At 64.9% G+C, this 22,885-nt stretch carries 25 protein-coding genes; 17 read left to right on the forward strand and 8 right to left on the reverse strand.

Features of this window, described 5'->3' with window-relative positions; translation table 11 throughout:
• Positions 1 to 20: 20 nt before the first annotated feature.
• Positions 21 to 347 (forward strand): hypothetical protein, encoded by a 327-nt coding sequence (locus NLM31_RS18585; RefSeq protein ID WP_254130747.1) that lies wholly within the window; start codon positions 21 to 23, stop codon positions 345 to 347.
• A gap of 92 nt (positions 348 to 439) precedes the next feature.
• Positions 440 to 1,756 (forward strand): cytochrome P450, encoded by a 1,317-nt coding sequence (locus NLM31_RS18590; protein WP_254193183.1) that lies wholly within the window; start codon positions 440 to 442, stop codon positions 1,754 to 1,756.
• On the opposite strand, the gene NLM31_RS18595 is transcribed toward NLM31_RS18590, so the two are convergent.
• Positions 1,657 to 2,907, reverse strand: coding sequence for a DUF763 domain-containing protein (locus NLM31_RS18595; protein WP_254193184.1), 1,251 nt, complete (start codon positions 2,905 to 2,907; stop codon positions 1,657 to 1,659). The two genes, NLM31_RS18590 and NLM31_RS18595, sit on opposite strands and share 100 nt — an antisense overlap.
• Before the next feature lie 36 nt (positions 2,908 to 2,943).
• The gene (locus tag NLM31_RS18600; protein WP_254130750.1) at positions 2,944 to 3,453 is read right to left on the reverse strand and encodes a MarR family winged helix-turn-helix transcriptional regulator; all 510 of its coding nucleotides are present in this window, start codon (positions 3,451 to 3,453) and stop codon (positions 2,944 to 2,946) included.
• 154 nt (positions 3,454 to 3,607) lie between these two features.
• On the opposite strand from NLM31_RS18600, the gene NLM31_RS18605 reads away from it, so the two are divergent.
• Together NLM31_RS18605 and NLM31_RS18610 are read left to right on the forward strand one after the other, a co-directional pair.
• A complete protein-coding gene (locus tag NLM31_RS18605; RefSeq protein ID WP_254193185.1) occupies positions 3,608 to 3,832 on the forward strand; it encodes a hypothetical protein in 225 nt (74 codons plus the stop codon).
• Positions 3,833 to 3,971: 139 nt separating this feature from the next.
• Positions 3,972 to 4,271: a DUF2218 domain-containing protein gene (locus tag NLM31_RS18610; RefSeq protein ID WP_254130752.1), complete on the forward strand. Its 300-nt coding sequence runs from the start codon at positions 3,972 to 3,974 to the stop codon at positions 4,269 to 4,271.
• A 3-nt stretch (positions 4,272 to 4,274) separates the two neighbouring features.
• Here the strand turns inward: NLM31_RS18610 and NLM31_RS18615 are convergent, their stop codons facing one another.
• Together NLM31_RS18615 and NLM31_RS18620 are read right to left on the reverse strand one after the other, a co-directional pair.
• A complete protein-coding gene (locus tag NLM31_RS18615) occupies positions 4,275 to 5,075 on the reverse strand; it encodes an ABC transporter substrate-binding protein (protein ID WP_254193186.1) in 801 nt (266 codons plus the stop codon).
• A gap of 10 nt (positions 5,076 to 5,085) precedes the next feature.
• Entirely contained in the window at positions 5,086 to 6,066 is a 981-nt protein-coding gene (locus NLM31_RS18620) for a tripartite tricarboxylate transporter substrate binding protein (RefSeq protein ID WP_254193187.1), read from the reverse strand.
• 118 nt (positions 6,067 to 6,184) lie between these two features.
• On the opposite strand from NLM31_RS18620, the gene NLM31_RS18625 reads away from it, so the two are divergent.
• From NLM31_RS18625 to NLM31_RS18660, 8 genes are all read left to right on the forward strand, one after another.
• Positions 6,185 to 6,895, forward strand: a complete 711-nt coding sequence (locus NLM31_RS18625; RefSeq protein ID WP_254130755.1) for a TetR/AcrR family transcriptional regulator — start codon at positions 6,185 to 6,187, stop codon at positions 6,893 to 6,895.
• 74 nt (positions 6,896 to 6,969) lie between these two features.
• The gene (locus NLM31_RS18630) at positions 6,970 to 7,941 is read left to right on the forward strand and encodes an amidohydrolase (RefSeq protein ID WP_254193188.1); all 972 of its coding nucleotides are present in this window, start codon (positions 6,970 to 6,972) and stop codon (positions 7,939 to 7,941) included.
• Positions 7,941 to 8,825, forward strand: a complete 885-nt coding sequence (locus tag NLM31_RS18635) for an amidohydrolase (RefSeq protein ID WP_254193189.1) — start codon at positions 7,941 to 7,943, stop codon at positions 8,823 to 8,825. Before NLM31_RS18630 ends, NLM31_RS18635 begins: the two co-directional genes overlap by 1 nt.
• Positions 8,822 to 10,123 (forward strand): C4-dicarboxylate transporter DctA, encoded by a 1,302-nt coding sequence (gene dctA, locus NLM31_RS18640; RefSeq protein ID WP_254193190.1) that lies wholly within the window; start codon positions 8,822 to 8,824, stop codon positions 10,121 to 10,123. The genes NLM31_RS18635 and dctA overlap by 4 nt, the downstream gene beginning before the upstream one ends.
• Positions 10,124 to 10,189: 66 nt before the next feature.
• A complete protein-coding gene (locus NLM31_RS18645) occupies positions 10,190 to 10,903 on the forward strand; it encodes a PIG-L deacetylase family protein (protein WP_254193191.1) in 714 nt (237 codons plus the stop codon).
• A complete protein-coding gene (locus NLM31_RS18650; RefSeq protein ID WP_254193192.1) occupies positions 10,900 to 11,583 on the forward strand; it encodes a 4-carboxy-4-hydroxy-2-oxoadipate aldolase/oxaloacetate decarboxylase in 684 nt (227 codons plus the stop codon). Before NLM31_RS18645 ends, NLM31_RS18650 begins: the two co-directional genes overlap by 4 nt.
• Before the next feature lie 19 nt (positions 11,584 to 11,602).
• Positions 11,603 to 12,472: an ABC transporter substrate-binding protein gene (locus NLM31_RS18655; protein WP_254193193.1), complete on the forward strand. Its 870-nt coding sequence runs from the start codon at positions 11,603 to 11,605 to the stop codon at positions 12,470 to 12,472.
• Complete coding sequence (locus NLM31_RS18660) at positions 12,472 to 13,386, forward strand: DUF1932 domain-containing protein (protein ID WP_375167493.1); 915 nt, start codon at positions 12,472 to 12,474, stop codon at positions 13,384 to 13,386. The genes NLM31_RS18655 and NLM31_RS18660 overlap by 1 nt, the downstream gene beginning before the upstream one ends.
• A gap of 42 nt (positions 13,387 to 13,428) precedes the next feature.
• Here the strand turns inward: NLM31_RS18660 and NLM31_RS18665 are convergent, their stop codons facing one another.
• The 3 genes from NLM31_RS18665 to NLM31_RS18675 form a co-directional block, all read right to left on the reverse strand.
• Complete coding sequence (locus NLM31_RS18665) at positions 13,429 to 13,719, reverse strand: hypothetical protein (RefSeq protein WP_254130761.1); 291 nt, start codon at positions 13,717 to 13,719, stop codon at positions 13,429 to 13,431.
• A gap of 157 nt (positions 13,720 to 13,876) precedes the next feature.
• Complete coding sequence (locus NLM31_RS18670) at positions 13,877 to 15,082, reverse strand: amidohydrolase family protein (RefSeq protein ID WP_254193194.1); 1,206 nt, start codon at positions 15,080 to 15,082, stop codon at positions 13,877 to 13,879.
• 39 nt (positions 15,083 to 15,121) lie between these two features.
• On the reverse strand, positions 15,122 to 16,363 hold the full coding sequence (locus tag NLM31_RS18675; RefSeq protein WP_254193195.1) for an amidohydrolase family protein: 1,242 nt from the start codon (positions 16,361 to 16,363) through the stop codon (positions 15,122 to 15,124).
• A 204-nt stretch (positions 16,364 to 16,567) separates the two neighbouring features.
• Here NLM31_RS18675 and NLM31_RS18680 point away from each other — a divergent pair, with 204 nt between their 5' ends.
• Complete coding sequence (locus NLM31_RS18680; protein WP_254193196.1) at positions 16,568 to 17,476, forward strand: amino acid ABC transporter substrate-binding protein; 909 nt, start codon at positions 16,568 to 16,570, stop codon at positions 17,474 to 17,476.
• Positions 17,477 to 17,486: 10 nt separating this feature from the next.
• Here NLM31_RS18680 and NLM31_RS18685 read toward each other — a convergent pair whose 3' ends face one another.
• Positions 17,487 to 18,713, reverse strand: a complete 1,227-nt coding sequence (locus NLM31_RS18685; RefSeq protein WP_254193197.1) for an MFS transporter — start codon at positions 18,711 to 18,713, stop codon at positions 17,487 to 17,489.
• A 92-nt stretch (positions 18,714 to 18,805) separates the two neighbouring features.
• Here NLM31_RS18685 and NLM31_RS18690 point away from each other — a divergent pair, with 92 nt between their 5' ends.
• Genes NLM31_RS18690 through NLM31_RS18705 form a run of 4 tightly spaced genes read left to right on the forward strand, consistent with a single transcriptional unit; the run spans position 18,806 to position 22,396 of the window.
• Positions 18,806 to 19,276, forward strand: coding sequence for a MarR family winged helix-turn-helix transcriptional regulator (locus NLM31_RS18690; RefSeq protein WP_254135378.1), 471 nt, complete (start codon positions 18,806 to 18,808; stop codon positions 19,274 to 19,276).
• 2 nt (positions 19,277 to 19,278) lie between these two features.
• Positions 19,279 to 21,330, forward strand: coding sequence for an FUSC family protein (locus NLM31_RS18695; protein WP_254193198.1), 2,052 nt, complete (start codon positions 19,279 to 19,281; stop codon positions 21,328 to 21,330).
• Entirely contained in the window at positions 21,327 to 21,533 is a 207-nt protein-coding gene (locus NLM31_RS18700) for a DUF1656 domain-containing protein (RefSeq protein ID WP_212027832.1), read from the forward strand. Before NLM31_RS18695 ends, NLM31_RS18700 begins: the two co-directional genes overlap by 4 nt.
• Positions 21,530 to 22,396 (forward strand): HlyD family secretion protein, encoded by an 867-nt coding sequence (locus NLM31_RS18705; RefSeq protein WP_254193199.1) that lies wholly within the window; start codon positions 21,530 to 21,532, stop codon positions 22,394 to 22,396. Before NLM31_RS18700 ends, NLM31_RS18705 begins: the two co-directional genes overlap by 4 nt.
• Positions 22,397 to 22,885: the final 489 nt, after the last annotated feature.

Below are 22,885 nucleotides of genomic sequence, written 5' to 3' on the forward strand. Positions count from 1 at the left end.
CGAATCAGCGGAGTTCCCACATGGTTGCGGACAGCGACAGCAACATCGCCTGGCACCGGGTTCAGTTGAAGAAGAACCGCGCCGAGTTGAAGGCGCTCGAGACCGCGCGCTTCACGATGGGCGAGATCGCGTCCTCGAAGCGCGACGGCCAAACCCAGAAGGCGATCGGGGATCTCAAGCGCAAGATCGCGCAGTCCGAGCGCGCGATTGCCGATCACGACAAGCGTACGCGCCGTCCGCTCGGCACCGACATGCAAAGCCTGAGCAATGGCAGCTGGAGCCATTGGGACGCCTACACCAACCAGCAGCAGCGCAAGGCCGGCCCGCGCACGCCGGGGCGGGGCTAGGTCCGCTGCGCAGGCCGGGGCGGTTCCAGCCCTTGCGCCCACGGCGCCACTCACCATCTGGTTGAGGCGCCACCAACCACTCCGGTGATCCCATGGCACCGCGCCTCGATTTCACCAGCGAGGCCTTCTTTCGCGACCCGCCCAAGGCCATCGCGGCCTTGCGGGCGGCCGGCCCTGTCGTCGCGACGCGCTTTCCCCTTGTCGGCGATGTCTGGATCACCACCACCCACGATGCGACCGCAGAGGTGCTGAAGGACAGCACGATCTTCACGCTGCGCAAGGAAGATGGCGAGGTCGCGGGCCTGCGCTGGTGGATGCCGGGGCTGGTCAGGACCATCGCCAACAACATGCTGACGATGGACGAGCCGGATCACACACGGCTGCGCAGCATTGTCGACGAAGCGTTTCGCCGCCGCGCCATCGTTGCGATGGAGCCGCGCATCCGCGCCATCGCGGATGGCTTGGCCGATGAGCTGTTTGCGAACGGCAGCCCGGCCGATCTCGTCCAGGGCTATGCGCGCATCCTGCCGCTTTCGGTGATCTCCGAGCTGCTCGGCCTGCCCATGACCGATCGCCCGCGTTTCATCGCCTGGGCCAATGCGATGTCGTCACTGACGAACGTGGTCAGCTTCTTTCGCCTGCTGCTCGCGTTCCGCAAGATGCGCTTCTATCTCGAACAGCAGTTGCAGATCGCGCGCGAGCGGGGCGGCGAGGGCCTGATCGCCGAGCTGGTCCAGGTCGAGCGCGAAGGCGGCGAGATCACGCCGGACGAAATGGTCTCCATGGTGTTCCTGTTGCTCGCGGCGGGCTCGGAGACCACCACGCATCTCATCAGCGGCTCGGTCTACGAGCTGCTCAGGAATCCGGATCTGCGCGACTGGCTGGAGGAGGATTGGAGCCGTGCCGGGCTGGCGGTGGAAGAATGCTTGCGTTTCGTCTCGCCGGTGCAGTTCTCGAAGCCGCGCTATGTGCGGCGGGATGTCGAACTCGGTGGCGTGCGCCTGAAGAAAGGCGACCGCGTCATGGTGATGCTCGCGGCCGCCAACATGGACCCGGCGGTGCATGACCAGCCGGAGCGGCTCGATCTCGCGCGAAAACCCAACCGGCACATCTCCTTCGGCACCGGAATTCATTTCTGCCTCGGCCATCAACTGGCGCGGATCGAAGGCGCGTGCGCGCTCCAGGCATTGTTCACGCGCTGGCCACGGCTTGGGCTGGCTGTCGATCCGTCACAGATCCATTGGCGCAAGCGGCCGGGGCTCCGCGCAATCGCAAAGCTGCCCGTTGTGGCCGACGGCGGTGAGCGGCGTCAGCCCGTCGATTTCCGTGATGCGAGCAGATCGCGCTCCCAGCCGAACACCGAGCGGCCGTCGAGATCGGGCGAGGCGGCGCGTTCGCCCTCGATATAGGCCTCAACCGACGGCCCGGTTGCCGTCCGCTCCAGCCGTCGCGCCTGGTCGTCGAGGCGCCTGATCGCCTGCATCTCCTCTTCGCGTCCGAGCTTGGCGCCCTGGATCGCGCCCTTCAGCACGCGGATGGTCTCGTCATAGACCTTGATCGGGACGGGGTAGGGATGCCGGTCCTTGCCGCCATGGGCGAGCGAGAAGCGCGCCGGATCGTTGAAGCGATAGGGGGCGCCGTGCACGACTTCGGCGACCATCGCCAGCGACCGCACCGTGCGCGCGCCGACGCCCGGCGTCAGCAGCAGCTCGGGGAAGTCGACCGGCCCGCGCTCGGCGGCGGCTGCCAGCGTGCCATGCAGGCGGCGCGCGAACACGTCCTTCGGCCGGACATCATGATGGGCGGGCATGATCAGATGCGGCAGCACCGCTTGCGCCGGTTCGGGCGCAGTGCCGGTGAGCCGCTCGAATTCGGCGAGGATGCGATCGGGGCCGAGATCGCTGAGCAGGTCGAGCTGCGCATTGCGCGAGACATCGGCGCGATGGTCGGTGAGATTGACGATCTCGCCTTGCTGCGGGCCGTCGATCGCGCTGTGGGGCGCGTCGACAAAACTCTTCAGCGCCTCGGAGTGCCAGTGATAGCGGCGCGCCTGCCGCTTGTCGCCGTTCATGCCCTGCTGCACGACCGTCCACTTGCCGTCGGCGGTGACGAAGAAGCCGTGGAGATAGAGATCAAAGCCGTCCTGCACGGCAGCGCTATCGACCTTGGCCACCAGACGGCTGGCGCGGGTGAGGCTGACGCCGTCGAAGCCGACGCGATCGCCGAGTTGCAACAGCTCATCCGGCGTCTTGCGCGAATGCTGGCCGCGGCCGCCGCAGACATAGATGCCCAGTTCGTCCTGGAGCGGGCCGAGCCCGCGCTTCAGGGCGCCGATCACGGAGGTCGTGATACCGGAGGAGTGCCAGTCCATCCCCATCACGGCGCCGAACGACTGGAACCAGAAGGGATGCGAGAGCCGCTGCATGAATGCATCGCGGCCGTAGTGATGCACGATCGCCTGCGTCACGATCGCTCCCAGCGAGGCCATACGGCTCGCCAGCCATGGCGGAACCCGCCCGGTATGGAGAGGAAGATCGGCGCTGCCGGTTCGTCTGGTCATGGCTATCACTGATAGCCGAATTCGGAACCGCGCGCACTAGTCGCGCGCAGGCTCCAGCGTCGTCAGCAGCTTGTGCAGCAATCGCGTTGCGCGTTCGACATCGGCTTCGGAAAGCCCGCCGAGAACCATCCTCTCGCCCGTTTGCAGAACCTCCGCCATGACGCGCTCGGCGAGCGTTCGCCCCTTGGCGGTCAGTCGCACCGGCTTGCTGCGCTTGTCCGCGGCGTCCTCCGCGCGGGTGATGAGGCCGCGCTGCTGCAGGGCGTTGAGCACCTTGGTCAGTCCGCCCGATGAAATCAGGATCGCCGGATAGAGCTCGGTCGGGATCATCTCATGGGGCGGAGCGGCGCCGCGCAGCGTGATCAGCACCTCGAACTCCATGAACGACAGATCATGCGCGGCGATCTGCTCGGCCACGCCGTCGCGCATCAGGCTGTTCAGGCGATAGACCCGCACCAACATCTCGCCGACCGGCGTGACGGATTCCGGCCAATGCTTCTTCTTGAGGGCGAGGAGCTTGTCCGCGGGATAGCGCGGTTCGGTCATGGGCCCGTGTCCTTACGTAAAGTTCATCCGTGGATGTCTTGCTAGAAAGATATTTGCGGAATATGTCTTTCTAGGAAGATAATTGGTCGAGAACGAGCCGCCGTGCTGGACGCCAGCGCGCGAGCGGGAGAGCTGTTGCCAAATGGAGACTGCGATGATGACGCGATACCTGATACTGGCCCTGACGGCGGCGGCGATCCTTGCGTCGCCGGCTACCTGGGCCGCGAGCGGCCGGACCAAGACGGGCGTTGCTGCCCGGACCGCGACCAAGCAAGCCTCGGCACGGCAGGCCTTCGGCGCCGTGCCGGCGAGCGCCGCGGCGAATTCCGCAGACGGGGCGGCCGTTGCTCGTCCGCCGGCCCAGCCGGGCGCCTGGTAGATTTTCCTGAGCGGATGGTGACATCGTCCGAGCGCCTCACGGCATCGTTAGCGGCAAATAGCTTGCTGGCAAGATACCTGCGGCCTACATCGCGATGCAAGACGCGCGTCGGACACCATTCGCCTGAAAGGGCATACCCATGAATCATTCCGTGGCTGAGATCACCACCGAGCGGGCGAGCATCTATCTGCAGCAGCTCTGCAAGCATTTCGCTCACAAGCTTGCGGTCGAGTTCACGCCGGAGCAGGGCACGATCCCGTTTTCGATGGGGACGTGCCGGCTGCAAGCTGCGGGCGACAAGCTCACGCTGAAGGCGGAGGCCGAGAACGCGGACCTCCTCGTCCAGGTCGAAGGCGTTGTCGAGCGGCATCTCGTCCGCTTCGCCTTCCGCGATCCGCCGGAAATCGTCTGGCGGACTGCGGAGAAGGCGGCGAATTGAGGTCTATTCGCGCGTCGCCCTGGTCGCGCCGCGCAAGCCCGCCTGCTGCTGAATCGCGTCGAGTGCGCCCGACGACTGCTCGTCTGCCACAAAGCGGTTGAGCAGGGGAAGGGCGGCCTCACGTCCCTTGGGGACTGCGATGGCCATGTGCTCCGCACCCCAATTGCCGTCCAGGATTTTCGCGCCCGGCATCTGGTCGGACATTTCGAACAGCGTCGGCTTGTTGGTGGCGTAGAGATCGATCTCGCCGCGGCCGAACATGGCGATGGCGACCTTGACGCTTTCGGCGGGAACGATGGTTGCGTTCCTGAACTTCGTCGGCAGGGTGCGCTCGGAGGTCGAGCCTTTGGTGACGCCGATCTTCACGCCCGGCTTGTCGATATCCTCGACCTTGCCGATCCGCGAATTCGCGGGAACGAGAAAGCCGAGCTCGATCGCCAGCACGGGCCGGCTGAAGCTGACCTCATTGGCGCGGGCCGGGGTGGCGTTGGTCACGGTGAAGTCGACCTGGCCGTCGTGGATCGCGGTGACGATATCGGCGACGCGCTGAAACCTGACATAGTCGATTGCGACGCCGAGGCGCTTCGCCAGCTCGCCGCCGAGGTCGTAGGCGAGGCCGTGCGGCTTGCCGGCCGCGTCTGTCACCATCGAGGTCGGGCTGCCCGGATAGATGCCGACGCGCAAGGTGCCGCTCGGCGCCAGCAGTTTTGCTTCCCCGTCGGCGCGCGCGGGCGTGCCCACCAGGCTAACCAGTGCGAAGGCGAGCAGGGTGCCGTGCGTGATACGCTCAAATGTGGTCCTCATGTGCAGGACCTCACTGCGCGCGGATGTCGGCAGCCTTCAGCACCGGCTCCCATTTGGTTGCCTCGGCGTGCATGTAGGCATCGAAATCCTTGGCGGAGGAGCCGACGGGGGCTGCGCCGATCTTGCCGAGCGTGGAGAGCACGTTCGGATCCCTTAGCGCCGCCTTCAGATCGGTCTCGAGTTTTGCCACGATCTCCGGGGGCATTTTTGCGGGTCCAAGCACGCCCCACCAGACCGAGACGTCGTAGCCGGGTACGCCGGACTCGGCGACGGTCGGGACGTCAGGCAGTGCCTTGGAACGCTCGGCCGAGGTCACTGCGAGCGCGCGCACCGGACCACCTTCGAGCTGGCCGATGGCTTCCGCGAGCGGATTGATGCTGAGCGGGATCTCGCCCGCGATGACAGCGGTCAGCGCCGGCGCGCCGCCCTTATAGGGGATTGCGACGATCTTGGTCCCCGACATGTATTTCAGAAGCTCGCCGGCGAGATGCGCCGAGGTGCCGTTGCCGGACATGCCGTAGGACAGCTTGTCCGGATCCTTCTTTGCCGCGGCCAGGAGATCGCCGAGCGTCTTGTAGGGGCTGTCCTTGGCCACCACGATCGCAAGCGGCGAGGAGGCGACTTCGCTGATCGCAGTAAAGTCCTTGAATGTGTCGTAGGGCACGCTCGGATAGATGAACTGGTTCAGCGGATGGCCGCTGGCGACGAGGATCAACGTATAACCGTCGGGCGCGGCCTGCGTCAGCGCCTGCGAGGCGACGATGCCGCCCGCGCCGGGGCGGTTGTCGACCACGGGCTGCTGGCCCCAGGTCTTTGCGAGCGCCTGGCCGAGCGTGCGGGCCAGCACGTCGACCGCGCCGCCGGCGGCATAGGGCACGAGGATGTGGACCGGCTTGCTCGGATAATTGTCGGCGGCCTGCGCGACGCCGCTCGCGAGCAGCAGACCGGCGCCGAGCATCAAAGCGCCGATCTTCGTGTTCAAACCCAGCATACTTCAGCACTCCCTGGGGGCATTCGCGTCCGTGCGGTTGATCTTCCGAGCCGCTTCCGGACGTTGCCCGTGGTTTTTGTTGACGAGACCTGATCTTTTGTACGATAGTACAAATCACATGGTACGCAAGCCCACCAGCAAGGAAACGGCCCGCAAGCCGAACATGCGCGAGGCGATCCTCGCCGCGGCCGAGGAGCTGTTCGCCACCAACGGCTTCAACGCCGTCTCGGTGCGCGACATCGCACAGGCCGCGGGGGCCAATCCCGGCAGCGTGACCTACCACTTCAAGACCAAGGACGGTCTGCTGCTGGAGATCTACCGGCGCCATTGCGGGCCGATGAACCTCCGCCGCTCGGAGCTGCTCGCCGCCGCCAAGCGCGTGCGCGATCTGCAGGACCGGCTCGAAGCGGTGGTGCGGGCCTATGTGGTGCCGGCCTTCACCTCGGGCAGCGATCTCGCCGGCGGCGGGGCGCGTTTCACGCGGCTGCGCGCCGTGATGTCGGCCGAGGGCAACGAGGTCGCGCGAAAAATCATCGCGCAGACGTTTGACGATACCAGCCACGCCTTCATCGACGCGATCCACGACAGCCTGCCGCACATTCCGCGCACCGACATCGTCTGGCGCAGCCACTTCCTGCTCGGCGCACTTTATTATTCGCTGGTGACGCCGGATCGTGTCTCGCGCCTGTCGCGCGGCGAGGCCGACGGCAGCGATCCCGCCAATGCCATCGAGCAATTGGTGCAGGCTACTGTTGCGGCGTTTCAGGCGCCGGCCCTGGATCAGGCCGCGCCGGCGCGGCGGCGGACTGTTGCAAGCAGCAAGACTTGAAAGAAATCGCCCGAGGGGAGGCGCGTAACAGCGCTTCCGCTCGCAAGCGGACATGTGATGGGGTGTTTTGGGAAATGAACAGGCGGGAGTGCTTGCATCTCTTGACCGGGCTGGCCGGTGCCGCGCTCGCGGGCGAAGCGCGTGCGCAAGGCGCCGAGCCCAAAGCTGAACCCAAGGCGATGCCGACGATCACGCCGCCGGATCCAAATCCCAAGACACCCTCGTTCAAGCTGCCGCCGAAATCCTGCGACAGCCATACCCACATCTTTGGGCCGGCGTCCCGTTATCCCTTCTCTTCGAGCCGCCCCTACAACACCGCCGATGCCCCGCTGGAGACGTTCCGCAGTGTGCACGAGGCAATCGGCGTCGAGCGCTGTGTGATCGTGAATGCCACGGTGCACGGCACCGACAATCGCGTTGTCACCGATGCGATCGCGCAGAGCGAAGGTGCCTACAAGGGCATCGCCAATGTCAGCGACGAGATCAGCGAGAAGGAGCTGGCGGCGCTCGACAAGGGCGGTATCTGCGGCTGCCGCTTTGCCTTCCTCAAGCGCCTCGGCGGCGTCGGCGACATGAACAAGTTCCAGCGCATCGTGCATCGCGTCGCCGAGCTCGGCTGGCACATCGACGTCTATTTCGAGCCCGGTACGATCGCCGAATTCGCGCCGATCCTGACCGCGCTGCCGGCGCCTTACGTGATCGATCACATGGGCACGGTGCAGGCCGCGAAGGGGCTCGACGATCCCGGTTTCACGGCGCTGCTCGATCTCCAGAAGAAGGACGCGAAGTGCTGGGTCAAGATCACCGGCCTCGAACGTGCTTCTGCCGCCGGCAAGCCCTTCCACGACGCCGTGCCGTTCGCGAAGGCGCTGATCGACAACGCGCCCGACCGCGTCATCTGGGGCACCGACTGGCCGCATCCCAACGTCAAGACCGTGCCGAATGACGGCGAGATCGTCGATTTGATTCCTCTCTTCGCGCCGGACAAGGCGATCCAGCAGAAGCTGCTGGTCGACAATCCCGCACGCCTGTTCAAGTTCAGCTGATGAATATGATGTACACGCCGACCATTCCACCGCCCGATCCGAACACGCGCACGCCGAAGTTCAAGCTGCCGAAGCTGTCGTGCGACGCGCATTGCCATATCTTCGGTCCCGGCGCGAAATATCCCTATTCGCCTGACCGCTCCTACACGCCGCCGGATGCGCCGCTTGAAGACTTCAAGGCGCTGCACGCCAAGCTTGGCGTGGAGCGCGCGGTCATCGTCAATGCCAGCGTGCACGGCGTCGACAACACGGTCGCGCTCGACGCTATTGCGCAGAGCAACGGTGCCTATCGTGCAGTCGCCAATATCGACGATACGATCACGGAGCAGGGGCTTCGCGTGCTGCACGAGGGCGGCTTCCGCGGCTGCCGCTTCAATTTCGTCCGGCATCTCGGCGGCGTCCCCGACAAGCGCGTGTTCAACCGCATCATCGCCATGGTCGCGCCGCTCGGCTGGCACATCGACCTGCATTTCGATGCGATCGACCTGCCCGAATATGCCGACATGCTGACAAGGCTGCCGCTAAGCTACACCATCGACCATATGGGACGGGTCAAGGCCTCCGACGGGCTCGACCAGCTGCCGTTCAGGATCCTGATCGAGCTGATGCAGCGTGACGAAAAATGCTGGGTCAAGATCTGTGGCTCGGAGCGGGTCTCGACCGCCGGCCCGCCCTTCACCGATGCAGTGCCTTTCGCGCGAAAGATCGTCGAGACCGCGCCCGGTCGCATCATTTGGGGCACCGACTGGCCGCATCCCAACGTCAAGGTGATGCCGAATGATGGCGATCTCGTCGATTTGATCCCGCTGTTCGCGCCGGAGCCGGAACTCCAGCAGAAGATTTTGGTCGATAATCCCGCGCGTCTGTTTGGATTCGACGAATGACCGCGATGGCGATCGACAAGCCGCGCGGGCGCGCCTGGTGGAAGGAGCTCTGGATCCAGGTGCTCATCGCCATGGCGGCCGGCATCGCGCTTGGCATCGTCAATCCGGAAGCCGGCGCGAAGATGCAGCCGCTCGGGGACGCCTTCATCAAGGCGATCCGGATGCTGATCGCGCCGATCATCTTCTGCACCGTCGTTCATGGCATCGCCCATATGGCCGACATGGCGCGGGTGGGCCGCGTCGCCGTCAAGGCCATCATCTATTTCGAAATCATGACCACGATCGCGCTGATCATCGGTCTCATCGCGGTCAATGTGCTCAAGCCCGGCGCCGGCATGAACATCGATCCCGCCAGCATCAATGCGAGCGCGGTCGAGCCCTACGTCAAGCAGACCGCCGTGATCGGCTTCGTGCCGTTCCTGATGAACATCGTGCCCGCGACTTTCATCGGCGCCTTTGCCGAGGGCAACATCCTCCAGGTGCTGTTCATTTCGGTGCTTTGCGGCTTTGCGCTGGTGCAACTCGGCGAACGCGCCGCGCCTCTGGTCAACCTGATCGACATCGCCGCCAAGATGGTGTTTGCCGTGGTCGGCTTCGTGATGTGGGCCGCACCGATCGGTGCGTTCGGCGCAATCGCCTTTACTGTCGGCAAATTCGGCGTGGGATCGCTGGCCTCGCTCGGCAAGCTGCTGGGTGGGTTCTACCTCACCTGTGTCATCTTCATCATCGTGGCGCTCGGTCCCGTCGCGCGGCTCTGCGGTTTCTCGCTGCTCAAGCTGATCCGCTACATCTGGGAGGAGCTGCTGATCTGCATCGCGACCACCTCGTCCGAGACGGTGCTGCCGCGGATGCTGACCAAGCTGGAGAAAGCGGGCTGCGAGAGGAGCGTGGTCGGGCTCGTGATCCCGACCGGCTATTCCTTCAATCTCGACGGCACTTGTCTCTACCTTGCCGCCGCTTCGGTGTTCCTGGCGCAGGCGACCAACACGCCGTTCGGGCTCGCCGAGCAGATCGAGCTGCTGCTGATCCTGCTCGTGACCTCCAAGGGCGCGGCGGGCATCGCGGGCGCGGCCTTCGTCGTGCTGGCGGCGACGCTGTCGGCCACCGGCTCCATTCCCGTGACCAGCGTCGCGCTGGTGCTCGGCATCCATCGCCTGATGTCGCAGGGGCTGACGCCGACCAATCTGATCGGGAACGCGGTCGCGACCATCGCGATTGCCAAATGGGAAGGCGCGCTCGACGGCGAGCGCTTGAAGCGTGTGCTCGACGGCGAGGAACCCGCGGCTGCCGCGGCCTGATGAAATTGCTGCCGGCATGACGCCGGCAGCCTATGATGTTGACGAACGAAAGAGGGGAGTTCTCCCATGAAAACAGGTCTCGTGGTTACCGCCCATCCCGGCGATTTCGTCTGGCGCGCCGGTGGCGCCATCGCGCTGCATGCGAGGAAGGGCTATCGCATGAAGATCGTCTGCATGTCCTTCGGCGAGCGCGGTGAGAGCCAGTTCGCATGGAAGGAGAAGGGCGCGACGCTGGAATCGGTCAAGGCCGGCCGCAAGGACGAGGCGGAGCGGGCGGCAAAGCTGCTGGGCGCCGAAATCGAGTTCTTCGACTGCGGCGACTATCCGCTGAAGCTGACCGAGGCGCATTTCGACCGCATGGTCGACATCTACCGCGAGCTCAATCCGAGCTTCGTGCTGACCCACGCGCTGGAAGATCCCTACAATTTCGACCACCCGAACGCGGCGCATTTCGCTCAGGAGACCCGCGTCGTCGCACAGGCCATGGGGCACAAGCCCGGTGCGCAGTACAAATATTCCGCGCCGCCGGTGTTCCTGTTCGAGCCGCACCAGCCCGAGCAGTGCAACTACAAGCCGGACCTGCTGCTCAAGATCGACGAAGTCTGGAAGGAGAAGTGCGAGGCGTTCCAGATCCTCGCCGCGCAAAAGCACCTCTGGGGCTATTACGAGCGCGTCGCGCTCAATCGCGGTATCCAGGGCAGCCGTAACACCGGCGTGCCCATGACTTATGGCGAGGCCTACCAGCGCCTGTTCCCGACGGTTGCGGAGGAGCTGGCATGAAGCCCGTCGTCGTTCGCAACATCAAACGTGCCGATCCCGCTGGCATGGCGGAGTACGGCGTCTCGACCGTGCACGAGGCTTATGGCCGCGTCGGCCTGATGAAGCCTTATCTGCGGCCCGTCTGGGCGGGCGCGTCGATCGCAGGGCCCGCCGTCACCGTACTGGCGCAGCCAGGCGACAACTGGATGATCCATGTCGCGGTCGAACAATGCAAGACGGGCGATATCCTCGTCGTCGGCTGCACCACCGACAATACCGATGGCATGTTCGGCGAGCTGCTGGCGACTTCGCTGCAGGCGCGGGGCGTGCAGGGGCTGATCATCGATGCCGGCTGCCGCGACGTCAAAGCGCTGCACGAGATGAATTTTCCAGTGTGGTCGCGCGCAGTCTCGGCCAAGGGCACGGTCAAGGCCACGCTCGGCTCGGTCAACATCCCCGTCGTCTGTGCCGGCGTCAATGTCGATCCCGGCGACATCATCGTCGCGGATGACGACGGCGTCGTCGTGGTGCCGAAGCGCTATGCTGCCGAGGTCGCGGAGAAGGCGAAGAAGCGCAGCGCCGACGAGGGTGGCAAGCGCAAGCGCCTCGGCTCGGGCGAACTCGGCCTCGACATGTACAGCATGCGCGAGGCGCTGGCGAAGGCGGGGCTGGTCTACGTCGACAACCCCGAAGACGTCTGAAGCGAAGGGAAACCTGCGGATGGATCGTCTCAAGCTGAAGGCCGTGCTCGGCAGTCACCCTCACGTCAAGGCGGTCAAGAGCGGCGAACTCCGCTCCGACCTGTTTGACCTCGACTTCATCGAGTACACACCGACCAACGCGGCGTTCAAGTCGATGGTGCGCGAGCAGGCGTTTGACGTCTGCGAGATGGCGATCGTCACCTATCTGATGGCGAAGGCGCACGGCAAGCCGCTGGTGCTGCTGCCGGCGACCATGATGGGCCGTTTCCAGCATACCCATGCGCTGTACAATCCCGCGAAGGGGACGCTCGGACCGTCCGATCTCGAGGGCAAGCGCGTCGGCATCCGCTCGTTCACGACGACGACCGGCGCCTGGATCAGGGGCATCCTCGCCAACGACTATGGCGTCAATCTCGACAAGATCCGCTGGGTGACGTTCGAGGATCCGCACGTCGCCGAATATGTCGACACCACCGAGCGCGCGCCAAGGGACAAGAAGGTCCTGCAGATGCTGCTCGACGGCGAGGTCGACGCCGTTCTCGGTGAGACCTCCGATAATCCCAAGCTGAAGTCGCTCTTCCCCGATCCCGCCGCGGAAGCCGCGACATGGTATGCGCGTCGCGGCGTGGTGCCGGTCAATCATCTCGTGGTCGTGACCGAGAGCCTCGCGAAATCGCGCCCCGATGTGGTCACAGGCGTCTATGATCTGCTCAAGCGGAACAAGGAACAGATGGGGCCTGCGGCGACGCCCGACTTTGTGCCGTTCGGGATCGAGGCCAATAGAAAGCCGTTGGAGCTGATCGTCGACTACGCATTCCAGCAGGCGCTGATTCCACGCCGCTATGCAGTCGAAGACCTGTTCGACCCGACGACACGAGGATTGATCTGATGGCAGATCCGAAGCGGTGGCAGATCGGGCTGGTTGGCTACGGCGAGGTCGGCCGGATCCTGGCCGAGGATCTGCGCCAGCAGGACATCAGGGTCGCTGCGTATGACATCAAGCTCGGCGGCGAGCGGGCCGCTGCGCTAAAGGAGCATGCGGCGAAGTTCGGCGTGGCGCTCGCGGCGTCTCATGCGGAGCTGACCGCAAAATCCGATTTCATCATCTCGGCCGTCACCGCGAGCCAGGCCGTCCCGGTCGCAAAGGCTTGCGCGGCGGCGATCAACCAGGGCACCTGGTTTCTCGACTTCAATTCGGCCTCGCCGGGCGCCAAGCAGCGCGCGGCGGCGTTGATCGATGGCGCGGCCGGGCGCTACGTCGAGGGCGCCGTGATGACCTCGGTGCCGCCTTATCGGATCAAGGTGCCGCTGCTGCTCGGCGGTCCCGGCGCGAGGGAGCTCGAGCCGTTGCTGAACGCGATTGGTTTCGCAGCGAAGGTTGCGAGCGACAAGCTCGGTGTGTCCTCGGCCGTGAAGATGTGCCGCAGCATCATGATCAAGGGCCTCGAGGCCATGGTCATCGAAAGCTTCACCACCGCGCGCGCCTATGGTGTCGAGGATGCGGTGCTGGCGTCGCTCACGGAAACCTTTCCCGCGATCAATTGGGAGAAGCAGGGCGCCTATTTCTTCCAGCGCGTGATCGAGCACGGCCGCCGGCGCGCCGAAGAGGTGCGCGAGGTCGCGGAGACCGTGCGCGAGGCGGGGCTGACGCCGTGGTCGGCGCAGGGGACGGCCGAGCGTCAGGCCTGGGTCGCCGATCTCGCCGACGAGGGCCTGTTCGGTGCGAAAGGAACGAAGGAATTTGCGCGGAGCGCGGATTGGCGCACCGAAGCGGATCGAATTCTGGCGAAGATCAAGCACTAGAGCTGAGTACGGCGCTCAGCTCAGAACTTTGCCGCCATCGCGCTAGCCAGAGATCTCGTCGCGAGCGGCCTCGATCAAGTCGATCAGGCTGGTAGCTTCGCGGACGACGTCCTTGGGGCGCTCGGTCCTGAACTCGGTCAGGATCATGCGAATGCACTTGTCGGCGGTGTCGAGCGTCCACAGCGCGCGGGCCATGTCGTTCTGCGAATGGATGGCCGAGATGTCGAGACCCGACAGGACTTCACCGATGCCATTGAGCCGCTTGACCGCGGTTTCGGCGGGCGTGTTGGCCCGAATAGACTGATAATCAATGCTGCTGAATGCGCTGAACATATCCATAACTTCCCCAGAGAACGCAGACGGTCAGTGCGCACGTCCCAGTATGGTTAGTGCCGCCTTTCCCGCAATGCGTTGGGCTACGGTCCGGGATTCTACCGGGTTCGGATTCGGCGGAAACCGGCGGTAAAATCGGATCGGAAAGGTACGATGATCAGCGATTTTTCGCGACAACCACACCGTTAGACGCCACGAGCATACCTGCCTTGTAAACAGCGCGGCCCTGCGGCACCGCGACGACGGCCTCCGGAGCGTGTTCCGCGTTCAGCGTCACGAAGTCCGCCTTGGCGCCGACGCGCAGGCCGTAGCCCTCGAGCCGCAACGCCTTGGCACCGGCCGCTGTGACGACATCGAACGCGACGCGCAATTCCTCGTCGATGTTGAAGCCCGAGCGATAGCCGAGCGTGGTCGCCCGGCGCAGCATGTCGCCGTCGCCATAGGGCCACCAGGAATCGCGGATGTTGTCGTTGCCGCTGAACACGGTGACGCCGGCGTTGCGCAGCGCCAGGATCGGCGGGAAGGCACGGGCGCCCGGTGCATTCGTCATGATCGCGACGCCGGAACGGGCGAGGATGTCGGCGACCGTCTTGAGCTGATCCGCGGAGATATCGCCGAGCCCATAGGCGTGGCTGACGGCGACATGCCCCGCCATGCCGAGCGCACGCGTGCGCTCGGCGATCTGCTCGATCTCGAAGGCGCCGAGCGTGCCCATGTCGTGCAGGTGAATGTCGACGTCCACGCCGTGCTTGCTGGCGACGCCGAACACCACGTCGAGATGCTTCTCGACATCGCGATCGAAACTCGCGGGATCGAGCCCGCCCACGAGGTTCGCGCCGAGGCCGATGGCCTCGTCCAGCAGTTGCGGTGTGCCCGGGCTCGCCAGGATGCCGCTTTGAGGGAACGCGACGAGCTGGATATCGATCAGGTCGCGATATTCCTCGCGCACGCGCAAGATCGTCTCCAGCGATTTCAGGCCGACCGAGCCGTCGACCATGACGTGGCTGCGCATCTGCGTTGAGCCATGGGCGATGCAGAGATCGAGCTGGTTGCGCGCCCGCACGTCCATCGGCGCTGACACCGCCATGTTCTGGGCCTGGAAGGCCACGCGTTCGTGCACGTTGAAGCCATTGGTGCATGGCTTGTGCGGGCGCCAGGCGTCGCCATAGAAGCTGGTGTCGAGATGAATGTGGCCTTCGACGAAGCCGGGAACGACGAGGGCGTTGCCGAGGTCGATCGTCTCGCCATCGCCCGTGGGCGCGTCAGGGGGCATGATCGCGGCGATGCGCCCGTCCTTGACCGCGATGTGATGGCGAGCCCCGCCGTCGAAGCGGGCGTTCAGGAAGATCTTGTCGAAGGCCATCCGGTTGCTCCGTTGGTCGATTGGAGTTGTACGAGCGGTTCAGTTTGTCGGATTAAACAGTGTCGCTCGCTTCCGCTCAAAGGTCTGCCGCCCGTTCTTGAACCCCATCAGGATATCCGGCAGCTCGGCGACGGCGAAGCGGCTATCCTGCGTGTCGAGCACGACGAGATCGGCGGGCTTGCCGACCGCGATCCCGTAATCCCCGAGGTTCATCAGCCGCGCCGGCAGTTCTGTGACGAGATCGAGGCAGGTGTCGAAATCGCCGACGGCGGCGTGGGAGACATTGGCGTAAAAGTTCGCCATCCGCAGCAGCGAGGCATCGCCGAACGGCGTGAAGGGATTGAGCACGTTGTTGGTCGCGACCGAGCAGACGATACCGTCGCGCGCGAGCTTGTGCGCCAGCGTCATCCCGCGCGGCGCGTTGTGGGTGGCCTCGCGTCCCATCAAATAGAGATCGGTCGCGGGCAGCACGGTGACGGCAACACCGGCCTTTGCCAATTGCGCGATGGCGGCCTTCAGCCGTTCCGGCGGCAAGGCCGAGAGTTTCGTGGCATGCCCGATCGCAACGCGACCACCATAGTTGCGCTGTTCGGTCTGTCGGCAGACCTCATCGAGATGCGACCATGAGGGATCGAGATCGAAGTCGAGATGGAGATCGACGTCGAGGTCGAATTGCTGGGCGAGGTCGAAGATGCGTGCGAGATGCGCGTTCGGATCGGTGTCCGTATAGGGGCAGCCGCCGATCGCATCGGCCCCCTCGCGCAAGGCCTGAACCAGCAGTTCCTCGGCTCCGGGATCGTTGGTCAGGCCTTCCTGCGGGAAGACGCAAAGCGACAGATCGATCGCCCAGGCATAGTCGCGCTTGAGTCTCTTGATCGCCTCGAAGCTGCGCAGGCCGATGCGCGGGTCGATCTCGACATGGGTGCGCATTCGCGTCGTGCCATGGACGATGGCGCGCTCGAGCACCTTTGCGCCGCGTGCATAGACATCGTCGACGCCAAAATCCCGCTTCATCGCCGAAACGGCACGGATGGCATCACTGAGCGTGCCGTGGATATGCCCGCAGCGTTCGAGCAGGCAGGCCTTGTCGAGATGGATGTGGGTGTCGACGAAGCCGGGCAGGGCCAGCCGCCCCCCGACATCGACCTCGACCGCCTCGCAGGCCAGCCTGGGTTCGATTGCGGCAATACGTCCGCTCTTCACGCCGATATCGACGGGCGCAGGGGATGATCGCAACAGGGCGTTGCGGAAGATCATGTCGAAGGCGGTCTGCACGGTCATGGCGAGGAATCTGGCTGGAGAACCTATGGTAGTCGGCGAGGTCGCGCCTGTGCGGCAATGTAGCGGAGACCAAGGGCCAGCCGCCATATCGAAAGCTGTGATAGCTGATAGACGCAGGCTGGTCTGGCGGCAGGCCTGCGCCTGGGCTATCAACCCTTCGATTGCGCCCGGCATGGAGGCGCAACCCGCTTTCAGGAGCCCCCGATGCGTCTACCCGCCGTTCTCTTGGCCTTCACTTGTCTTGCCGGTGCAGCGTCCGCCGAAGATCTGTCGGGCACGCTCCAGAAGATTAAGGAGACCAAGAAGATCACGCTGGGCTATCAGGAAGCCTCCGTGCCCTTCAGCTATCTCGACGGCAACCAGAAGCCGGTGGGCTTCGCTATGGATATCTGCCTCAAGATCGTCGACGCCGTGAAGAAGCAGCTTGGCATGCCCGACATTGCCGTCGACACTGTCGCGGTGACCTCGTCGAACCGCATCCCGCTGATGGTGAACGGGACGCTCGACCTGCACTGCTCGGCGACCACCAACAATGCCGACCGCCAGAAGCAGGTCGCCTTCACCAATACGCACTTCCTCAGCGCGACGCGATTTGCGGCCAAGAAGGCCGCCAAGATCAACACCATCGACGATCTCAAGGGCAAGGCCGTGACCGCGGTCGCAGGCTCGGTCAATCTGAACCAGCTCGCCAAGGTCAATACCGAACGCAATCTCGGCATTAGAATCATGCCGGCCGTGGATCAGGCCGAGGCGTTCCTTCTGCTCGAGACCGACCGCGCGCAAGCCTACGCGCTCGACGACGTCCAGCTCGCCGTCGCCATTGCGCGCTCGAAGGAGCCGGCCCTGTTCATGATCAGCGAAGAGACGTTCGCGAAGGCCGAGCCCTTCGGGATCATGCTGCGGCGTGAGGACGCGCCGTTCAAGGCGCTGGCCGATCGCGCCACCGCCGAGCTCTATGCGAGCCCGGAGATCGAGGTGCTCTACAGGAAGTGGCTGGAATCGCCGACGCCGCCGAACGGCATCAACTACAATGTTCCGATGTCGACGGCCTTGCGCAATGCGTTCAAGAACCCGAGCTCGAGCGCCGATCCGGACGTGTATCTCGTGAAGTGAGGCGAGGGCGCTAGCGCGTCCGCGGCGTGTCGAGCAGCTGCCCGGCGAGCGCCGCACCGACCACCGCAATCGCGGCCATCGCAAGCGCCCACGAGACGAACAACCGGTGACCAATCAGCGCGCCGCTCAGAAGCGGGGCGCTGATATTTGCGCCCGACATCAGCGACTGGTTGAGGCCCATGATCATGCCCTGGCGGTTGATCGCCGTCGACCGCGACAATTCCGCCGTCAGCGTGCTGCGGGCGAACATGGTGCCGACGATGATCAGCGTCAGATAGAGTGCGAGCAGGCTGATGTTGCTGCCGGCCGCGAGGCCGGCAAATCCAAGGCCCATGCAGGCGAACGCCGCCATCACGATGCTGCGGTCGGAGGCGACGAGGTTCGCCCGCGTGATCAGCAGGCCCTGAACCACCATGTTGATGAAGCCGGCATAGGCGAACATCCAGCCGAGCTCGCGTGCGCCGAAGGGATGGCCGTCCCAGGAGAACCGCGCCGACAGGAACAGGCCGATCTGCGACAGGAACATCGAGTTGACGAAGAAGAACACGATCAGCAGGCCGAGCAGGCGCCAGGCGTAGCGCATGCCGAACAGGCTGCGGGTCAGCGTCGGCTCGGGCACGCGATGCTGGTAGAGCGGTTCTGACGCCGGATGGTCGGGCGGAAGCAGGGCGATCGTTGCGAGAATGCTGATGAGCGAGAGCGCCGCCGCGGCCCACACCGGTGCGGTCTGGCCGTAATGGACAAGGAAGCTCGAAAGCGCAGGTCCCAGCAGCAGCCCGGTTCCAATCGCGCCGCTGGTCATGCCGAGCGCCTGCTTGCGTGTCGCCGGCGCGCTATGCTCGGCGGCATAGGCATGCGCGACCGAGATGTTGCCTGAGGTCAGGCCATCGATGATGCGCGCCAGGAACACCAGCGTCAGGTTGCCGGCCAGCGCGAGCAGGACAAATCCGATCAGGGTTCCGATCTGGCTGATGACGAGAACCTTCCGCCGTCCGTAGCGGTCGGACAGAATGCCGACCACGGGACCGGCGATCAGCTGGCAAACGGCATAGACCGAGATCAGTGCGCCGACCAGGAACGGCGTGGCGCCGAGCCGCTGCGAATAGAACGGCAGCAGCGGCAGGATGATGCCCATCCCCGTGGCATCCACGGCCACGACGACGAAGGTCGGGACCAGCGACAGCGCGCTCTCGCCCGCGATCGCCTGCCGTGCCTCTGCCGTGGAACCCGGGCCCATATCGCGTTGTCCTCGTTCGCGTTTGCGTGATCGATCCCGATACGCAGGATTATATAGTTGCAGGCTAATAGTTCGTGTCCTATCTAATTTGCATGGCACCCTCGCAAGGCTATATCCACGGCGAAATCGGCCGGCTCATCACGCGCCTTGCCCGCATCTGGCGGCGGGAGTCGGATCAGGCGCTGTCCGATCACGGCCTGTCCTATGCGACGGCGATCCCGCTGCTGGTGCTGTCGCGGCAGGGCGAGACCGTCCGTCAGGGCGTCCTGGCCGACGAGCTCGGCATCGAGGGGCCGTCGCTGGTGCGGCTGATCGATCTGCTCCAGGCCGAGGGCCTGGTGGAGCGCCGCGAGGACCCGACCGACCGGCGTGCCAAAACGCTCCATCTGACGAAAGCGGGCGAGGCCAAGGTCGAGGAGACCAACCGGATCTTGCGGCGCGTACGGGCGAGCCTGCTGAAAGATATCCCGCCGGAGGAACTTGCGATAACCTTCGAGACGCTCCAGCGCATCGAGCGGCGGGCCAGCCTGCTTGAGGCAAAGGCGCTTCCAGAGGCGAAATAGTCATGCGCGCGGAAGAGCCGTTCCTGGTCCGCCATGCGGACCTCATTTTTGCATTGAAGACGTTTGCCGCGTCGATGCTGGCGCTGGTCATTGCGCTCGCGATGGACCTGCCGCGGCCGTATTGGGCGATGGCCACCGTCTACATCACATCGCAACCGCTTGCCGGCGCGACCAGCTCGAAGGCCTTCTTCCGCGTGATGGGCACGCTGGTCGGCGCGACCATGACGGTGGCGCTGGTGCCGAACCTCATCAACGCGCCCGAGCTGTTGTGCCTCGCCATCGCGCTCTGGGTCGGGCTCTGCCTGTATCTCTCGCTGCTCGACGGCACGCCGCGCAGCTACGTCTTCATGCTGGCCGGATACACCGTCGCGCTGATCGGCTTTCCCTCGGTGTCCGAGCCCGGTGCAATCTTCGACACTGCGGTGGCAAGGCTCGAGGAAATCTCGCTGGGCATCATCTGCGCCAGCCTGGTCTCGACCATCGTGTTTCCCCGCAGCGTCGCGCCCGCGGTCGCCGGCCGTGTCGATACCTGGCTCCTGGATGCACGCCGTCTCAGTCAGGTCGTCCTGCTGCGCGAGGGCACCAGCGACACCCGCCGTGGCAAGCGTCTCAAGCTCGCGACCGACATCGTCGAGATCGACACGCTCTCCACCCATCTCGCCTATGACCGGCTGACCGATCGCAATGCGGTGACCGGCCTCGGCGAAATCCGGCTGCGCATGCTGATGCTGCTGCCCGTGATCGCCTCGCTGGAGGATCGGCTGGCGGCGCTCGGGGAGGAGGCTCTGCGCCGGCAACCCGAATTGAAGCAATTGCTGGAGGACCTGGCGCAATGGATCGTCAGCGACGTCGGCGCACGGCAGCCGGCCGAGCGGATTCGCGCCATGATCGCCGAACGGCAGGCCGTGCTCGATGACAGCGCGTCCTGGGAGCGGATCATCATCACGAGCCTGCTGTCGCGACTGCGCGAGCTCGTCGATCTCTCGCGCGACTGCCGCGAGCTGAGCAAGGCGATCGCCGAGAATCGCAACGTCTCGACGCTCGATCTGGCCTTCCATTCCGAAGCCGGCGCCGCGCCGGTACGTCACCGGGATCGCGGACTAGCGCTATGGTCAGCGGCCGGCGCGGCCGTGGCGATCCTGATCTGCTGCGCGTTCTGGATCGGCACGGGCTGGCCCGACGGCGCCTCGGCACCGATGATGGCGGCGGTCGCCTGTTCGTTCTTCGCAGCCCAGGACGAGCCGGCGCGCTTCATCCGCAGCTTCGGCCTGTGGTCTCTGGTCGCCATCGTGGTGGTCGCGATCTATCTGTTCGCGCTGGTGCCTGCGATCTCCCATATCGAGGTTCTGGTCGTCGCGCTGGCGCCGACCTTCCTGCTCTATGGCTTCCTGATCGCGCGGCCGGCAACGGCGGGCACAGGCATGGCGCTCGCGGCCAACACCGCAACGCTGCTTGCGCTGCAATCGACCTACATCGCGGATTTCGCCTCTTACGCCAATTCCGCTGTCGCTTTCTTCGTCGGCGTCCTCATCGCCGAGATCGTGACGCGGATCGCGCGCGGGGTGGGCGCAGAGTGGATCGCCAATCGTCTGGTGTTGTCGAGCTGGATCACGATCGCGGTCGCCGCCGAGCGGCGGGGAAAACGCGACCGCGCGGAGTTCGCGGGCCTCATGCTGCACCGGCTCGGGCTGCTGGTGCAGCGCATCGCCTTCCTGTCCGAGAGCGATCGGCGCGACGCCGACAGCCTCGTGCAGCTCCGGATCGGCATCAACATCATCGATTTGCGCCGTGCGCGCTATGGGCTTGCGGTATCGACCATCTCGGTGATCGACGACATGCTCGACCAGCTTGCCATCGCCTGCCGCAGCTATGCGGGCGGAGGAATGCCGCGCGAACTCCTGACCAGCGTCGACCGGGCGCTGGCCCAGGCGGTGAAGGATCCCAATGACAGCGCGCGGGAAGATGCGCTGATCGGCCTCGTCGGCATCCGCCGTGGCCTGTTCCCGGACGCGCCGGCCTATCGGCCGCGCGCAGATGCGAGTGTGGCGGCATGAGATACGTGATCGACATCTATGGCGTGCTCGTGCCGGCGCTCTTGCTCTGGATCATCGTCGCCTATGTGCTGAGTGCGATTCTGCGCCGTCTGATGCAGCGCTTCGACCTCTACCGGCTGGTCTGGCACCGCGCACTATTCGATTTCGCGATTTTCGTCTGCCTTCTCGGCGGCGTCGTCTATCTCTCGGAGTATCTCTCATGAAGGGGAATTTTGCTTGGATCGGCCGGCTTGCGGTCACGGTCATCGTGGTCGTCGTGGCGCTCGGCGTGGGTCGCGAGCTCTGGGTCTATTACATGGAGTCGCCGTGGACGCGTGACGGCCGTGTGCGCGCCGACGTGGTGCAGGTCGCGCCTGATGTCTCCGGCTTCGTCACCGACGTACTCGTCAAGGACAACCAGAAGGTCCATCGCGGCGACGTGCTGTTCAAGATCGACCGCGAACGGTTTGCGTTGGCGTTGCGGCAGGCTGACGCGTCGGTGGCGGGTCATCAGGCGACGCTCGATCAGGCCAATGCCGATCTGAAGCGCTACAGCACCCTGACGACCGATGCCGTCTCGCAACAGAAGCAGGAGCAGGTGCTGGCGACCCAGCTCCAGGCCAAGGCGGCCTTCGATGCGGCGGTTGCCGACCGCGCGGTCGCCCAGCTCAATCTCGATCGCAGCGAGGTCCGGGCGTCCGTGAACGGCGTGATCACCAACATGGATCTGCGGCCCGGCGCTTACGTCACCGCCGGGAAGGGCGTGATGGCGCTGGTCGACAGCGACACGCTGCACGTGGAAGGCTATTTCGAGGAGACGAAGCTCGCGCGCATCCGCGTGGGCGACAAGGTGCAGGTTCGCCTGATGGGTGAGAAGGGCACGCTCTCAGGTCATGTCGAGAGCATCGCCGCCGGCATCGAGGATCGCGACCGCGCCGAGGGCGCAAGCCTGCTCGCCAACGTCAACCCGACCTTCAGCTGGGTGCGGCTCGCCCAGCGCGTGCCGGTGCGCATCGCGCTGGATCCGGTGCCTGATGGGATGTCGCTGGTCGCCGGACGTTCGGCCACCGTGGAGGTATTGGACTAACGCAGCGAGCAGATGATCACGCTTGGCTTGGGGAAAACCGGCAACAAACGTTTCAATGCCAGATCGTAAGGCTGATCCTGACGCGCGTGTATGAGTCGGGGATCTGTATGGGCGTTTGGTTTTTAGTCCTAGCAGCCTGCGTCGTCGGCGCGTTGCTCGTTCTGGCGTTCTGCCGATAGTGCCGACAGCGGATGCATTTGTTGCTGCGAAGCATCAGCGAGCCGCGGAATGGCGGTTCCAGATCGATGGTTTTTGACTGTGCATGGATGAGCGCGTTCACTTCCGGGATTGGAGGCGGACGTGAGCTGGTTGTTTGTGTTTTTCATTGCCGCGAGTGCAGTCGTTCTGATCGCCCATGCGATTGACGCGATGCGTTCTTGAATTTGCCTGTGTCTCGGTGTCGTCGGTAGCTCGGTAAGCGCCGAAAAGAGCCGAGGGGGCGAGCGTCAATTTGAGGAACCTGGCCCTGCGGGCCAAGTTTGTCACAGC

The organism is Bradyrhizobium sp. CCGUVB4N (genome assembly GCF_024199945.1).
Classification (GTDB): Bacteria; Pseudomonadota; Alphaproteobacteria; order Rhizobiales; family Xanthobacteraceae; genus Bradyrhizobium.

Bases quoted from the DNA above. Each gene is read 5' to 3' on its own strand.
- NLM31_RS18585 (WP_254130747.1), top strand. From the start codon at position 21: ATGGTTGCGGACAGCGACAGCAACATCGCCTGGCACCGGGTTCAGTTG.
- NLM31_RS18590 (WP_254193183.1), top strand. From the start codon at position 440: ATGGCACCGCGCCTCGATTTCACCAGCGAGGCCTTCTTTCGCGACCCG.
- NLM31_RS18595 (WP_254193184.1), bottom strand. From the start codon at position 2,907: ATGACCAGACGAACCGGCAGCGCCGATCTTCCTCTCCATACCGGGCGG.
- NLM31_RS18600 (WP_254130750.1), bottom strand. From the start codon at position 3,453: ATGACCGAACCGCGCTATCCCGCGGACAAGCTCCTCGCCCTCAAGAAG.
- NLM31_RS18605 (WP_254193185.1), top strand. From the start codon at position 3,608: ATGATGACGCGATACCTGATACTGGCCCTGACGGCGGCGGCGATCCTT.
- NLM31_RS18610 (WP_254130752.1), top strand. From the start codon at position 3,972: ATGAATCATTCCGTGGCTGAGATCACCACCGAGCGGGCGAGCATCTAT.
- NLM31_RS18615 (WP_254193186.1), bottom strand. From the start codon at position 5,075: ATGAGGACCACATTTGAGCGTATCACGCACGGCACCCTGCTCGCCTTC.
- NLM31_RS18620 (WP_254193187.1), bottom strand. From the start codon at position 6,066: ATGCTGGGTTTGAACACGAAGATCGGCGCTTTGATGCTCGGCGCCGGT.
- NLM31_RS18625 (WP_254130755.1), top strand. From the start codon at position 6,185: ATGGTACGCAAGCCCACCAGCAAGGAAACGGCCCGCAAGCCGAACATG.
- NLM31_RS18630 (WP_254193188.1), top strand. From the start codon at position 6,970: ATGAACAGGCGGGAGTGCTTGCATCTCTTGACCGGGCTGGCCGGTGCC.
- NLM31_RS18635 (WP_254193189.1), top strand. From the start codon at position 7,941: ATGAATATGATGTACACGCCGACCATTCCACCGCCCGATCCGAACACG.
- dctA (WP_254193190.1), top strand. From the start codon at position 8,822: ATGACCGCGATGGCGATCGACAAGCCGCGCGGGCGCGCCTGGTGGAAG.
- NLM31_RS18645 (WP_254193191.1), top strand. From the start codon at position 10,190: ATGAAAACAGGTCTCGTGGTTACCGCCCATCCCGGCGATTTCGTCTGG.
- NLM31_RS18650 (WP_254193192.1), top strand. From the start codon at position 10,900: ATGAAGCCCGTCGTCGTTCGCAACATCAAACGTGCCGATCCCGCTGGC.
- NLM31_RS18655 (WP_254193193.1), top strand. From the start codon at position 11,603: ATGGATCGTCTCAAGCTGAAGGCCGTGCTCGGCAGTCACCCTCACGTC.
- NLM31_RS18660 (WP_375167493.1), top strand. From the start codon at position 12,472: ATGGCAGATCCGAAGCGGTGGCAGATCGGGCTGGTTGGCTACGGCGAG.
- NLM31_RS18665 (WP_254130761.1), bottom strand. From the start codon at position 13,719: ATGTTCAGCGCATTCAGCAGCATTGATTATCAGTCTATTCGGGCCAAC.
- NLM31_RS18670 (WP_254193194.1), bottom strand. From the start codon at position 15,082: ATGGCCTTCGACAAGATCTTCCTGAACGCCCGCTTCGACGGCGGGGCT.
- NLM31_RS18675 (WP_254193195.1), bottom strand. From the start codon at position 16,363: ATGACCGTGCAGACCGCCTTCGACATGATCTTCCGCAACGCCCTGTTG.
- NLM31_RS18680 (WP_254193196.1), top strand. From the start codon at position 16,568: ATGCGTCTACCCGCCGTTCTCTTGGCCTTCACTTGTCTTGCCGGTGCA.
- NLM31_RS18685 (WP_254193197.1), bottom strand. From the start codon at position 18,713: ATGGGCCCGGGTTCCACGGCAGAGGCACGGCAGGCGATCGCGGGCGAG.
- NLM31_RS18690 (WP_254135378.1), top strand. From the start codon at position 18,806: ATGGCACCCTCGCAAGGCTATATCCACGGCGAAATCGGCCGGCTCATC.
- NLM31_RS18695 (WP_254193198.1), top strand. From the start codon at position 19,279: ATGCGCGCGGAAGAGCCGTTCCTGGTCCGCCATGCGGACCTCATTTTT.
- NLM31_RS18700 (WP_212027832.1), top strand. From the start codon at position 21,327: ATGAGATACGTGATCGACATCTATGGCGTGCTCGTGCCGGCGCTCTTG.
- NLM31_RS18705 (WP_254193199.1), top strand. From the start codon at position 21,530: ATGAAGGGGAATTTTGCTTGGATCGGCCGGCTTGCGGTCACGGTCATC.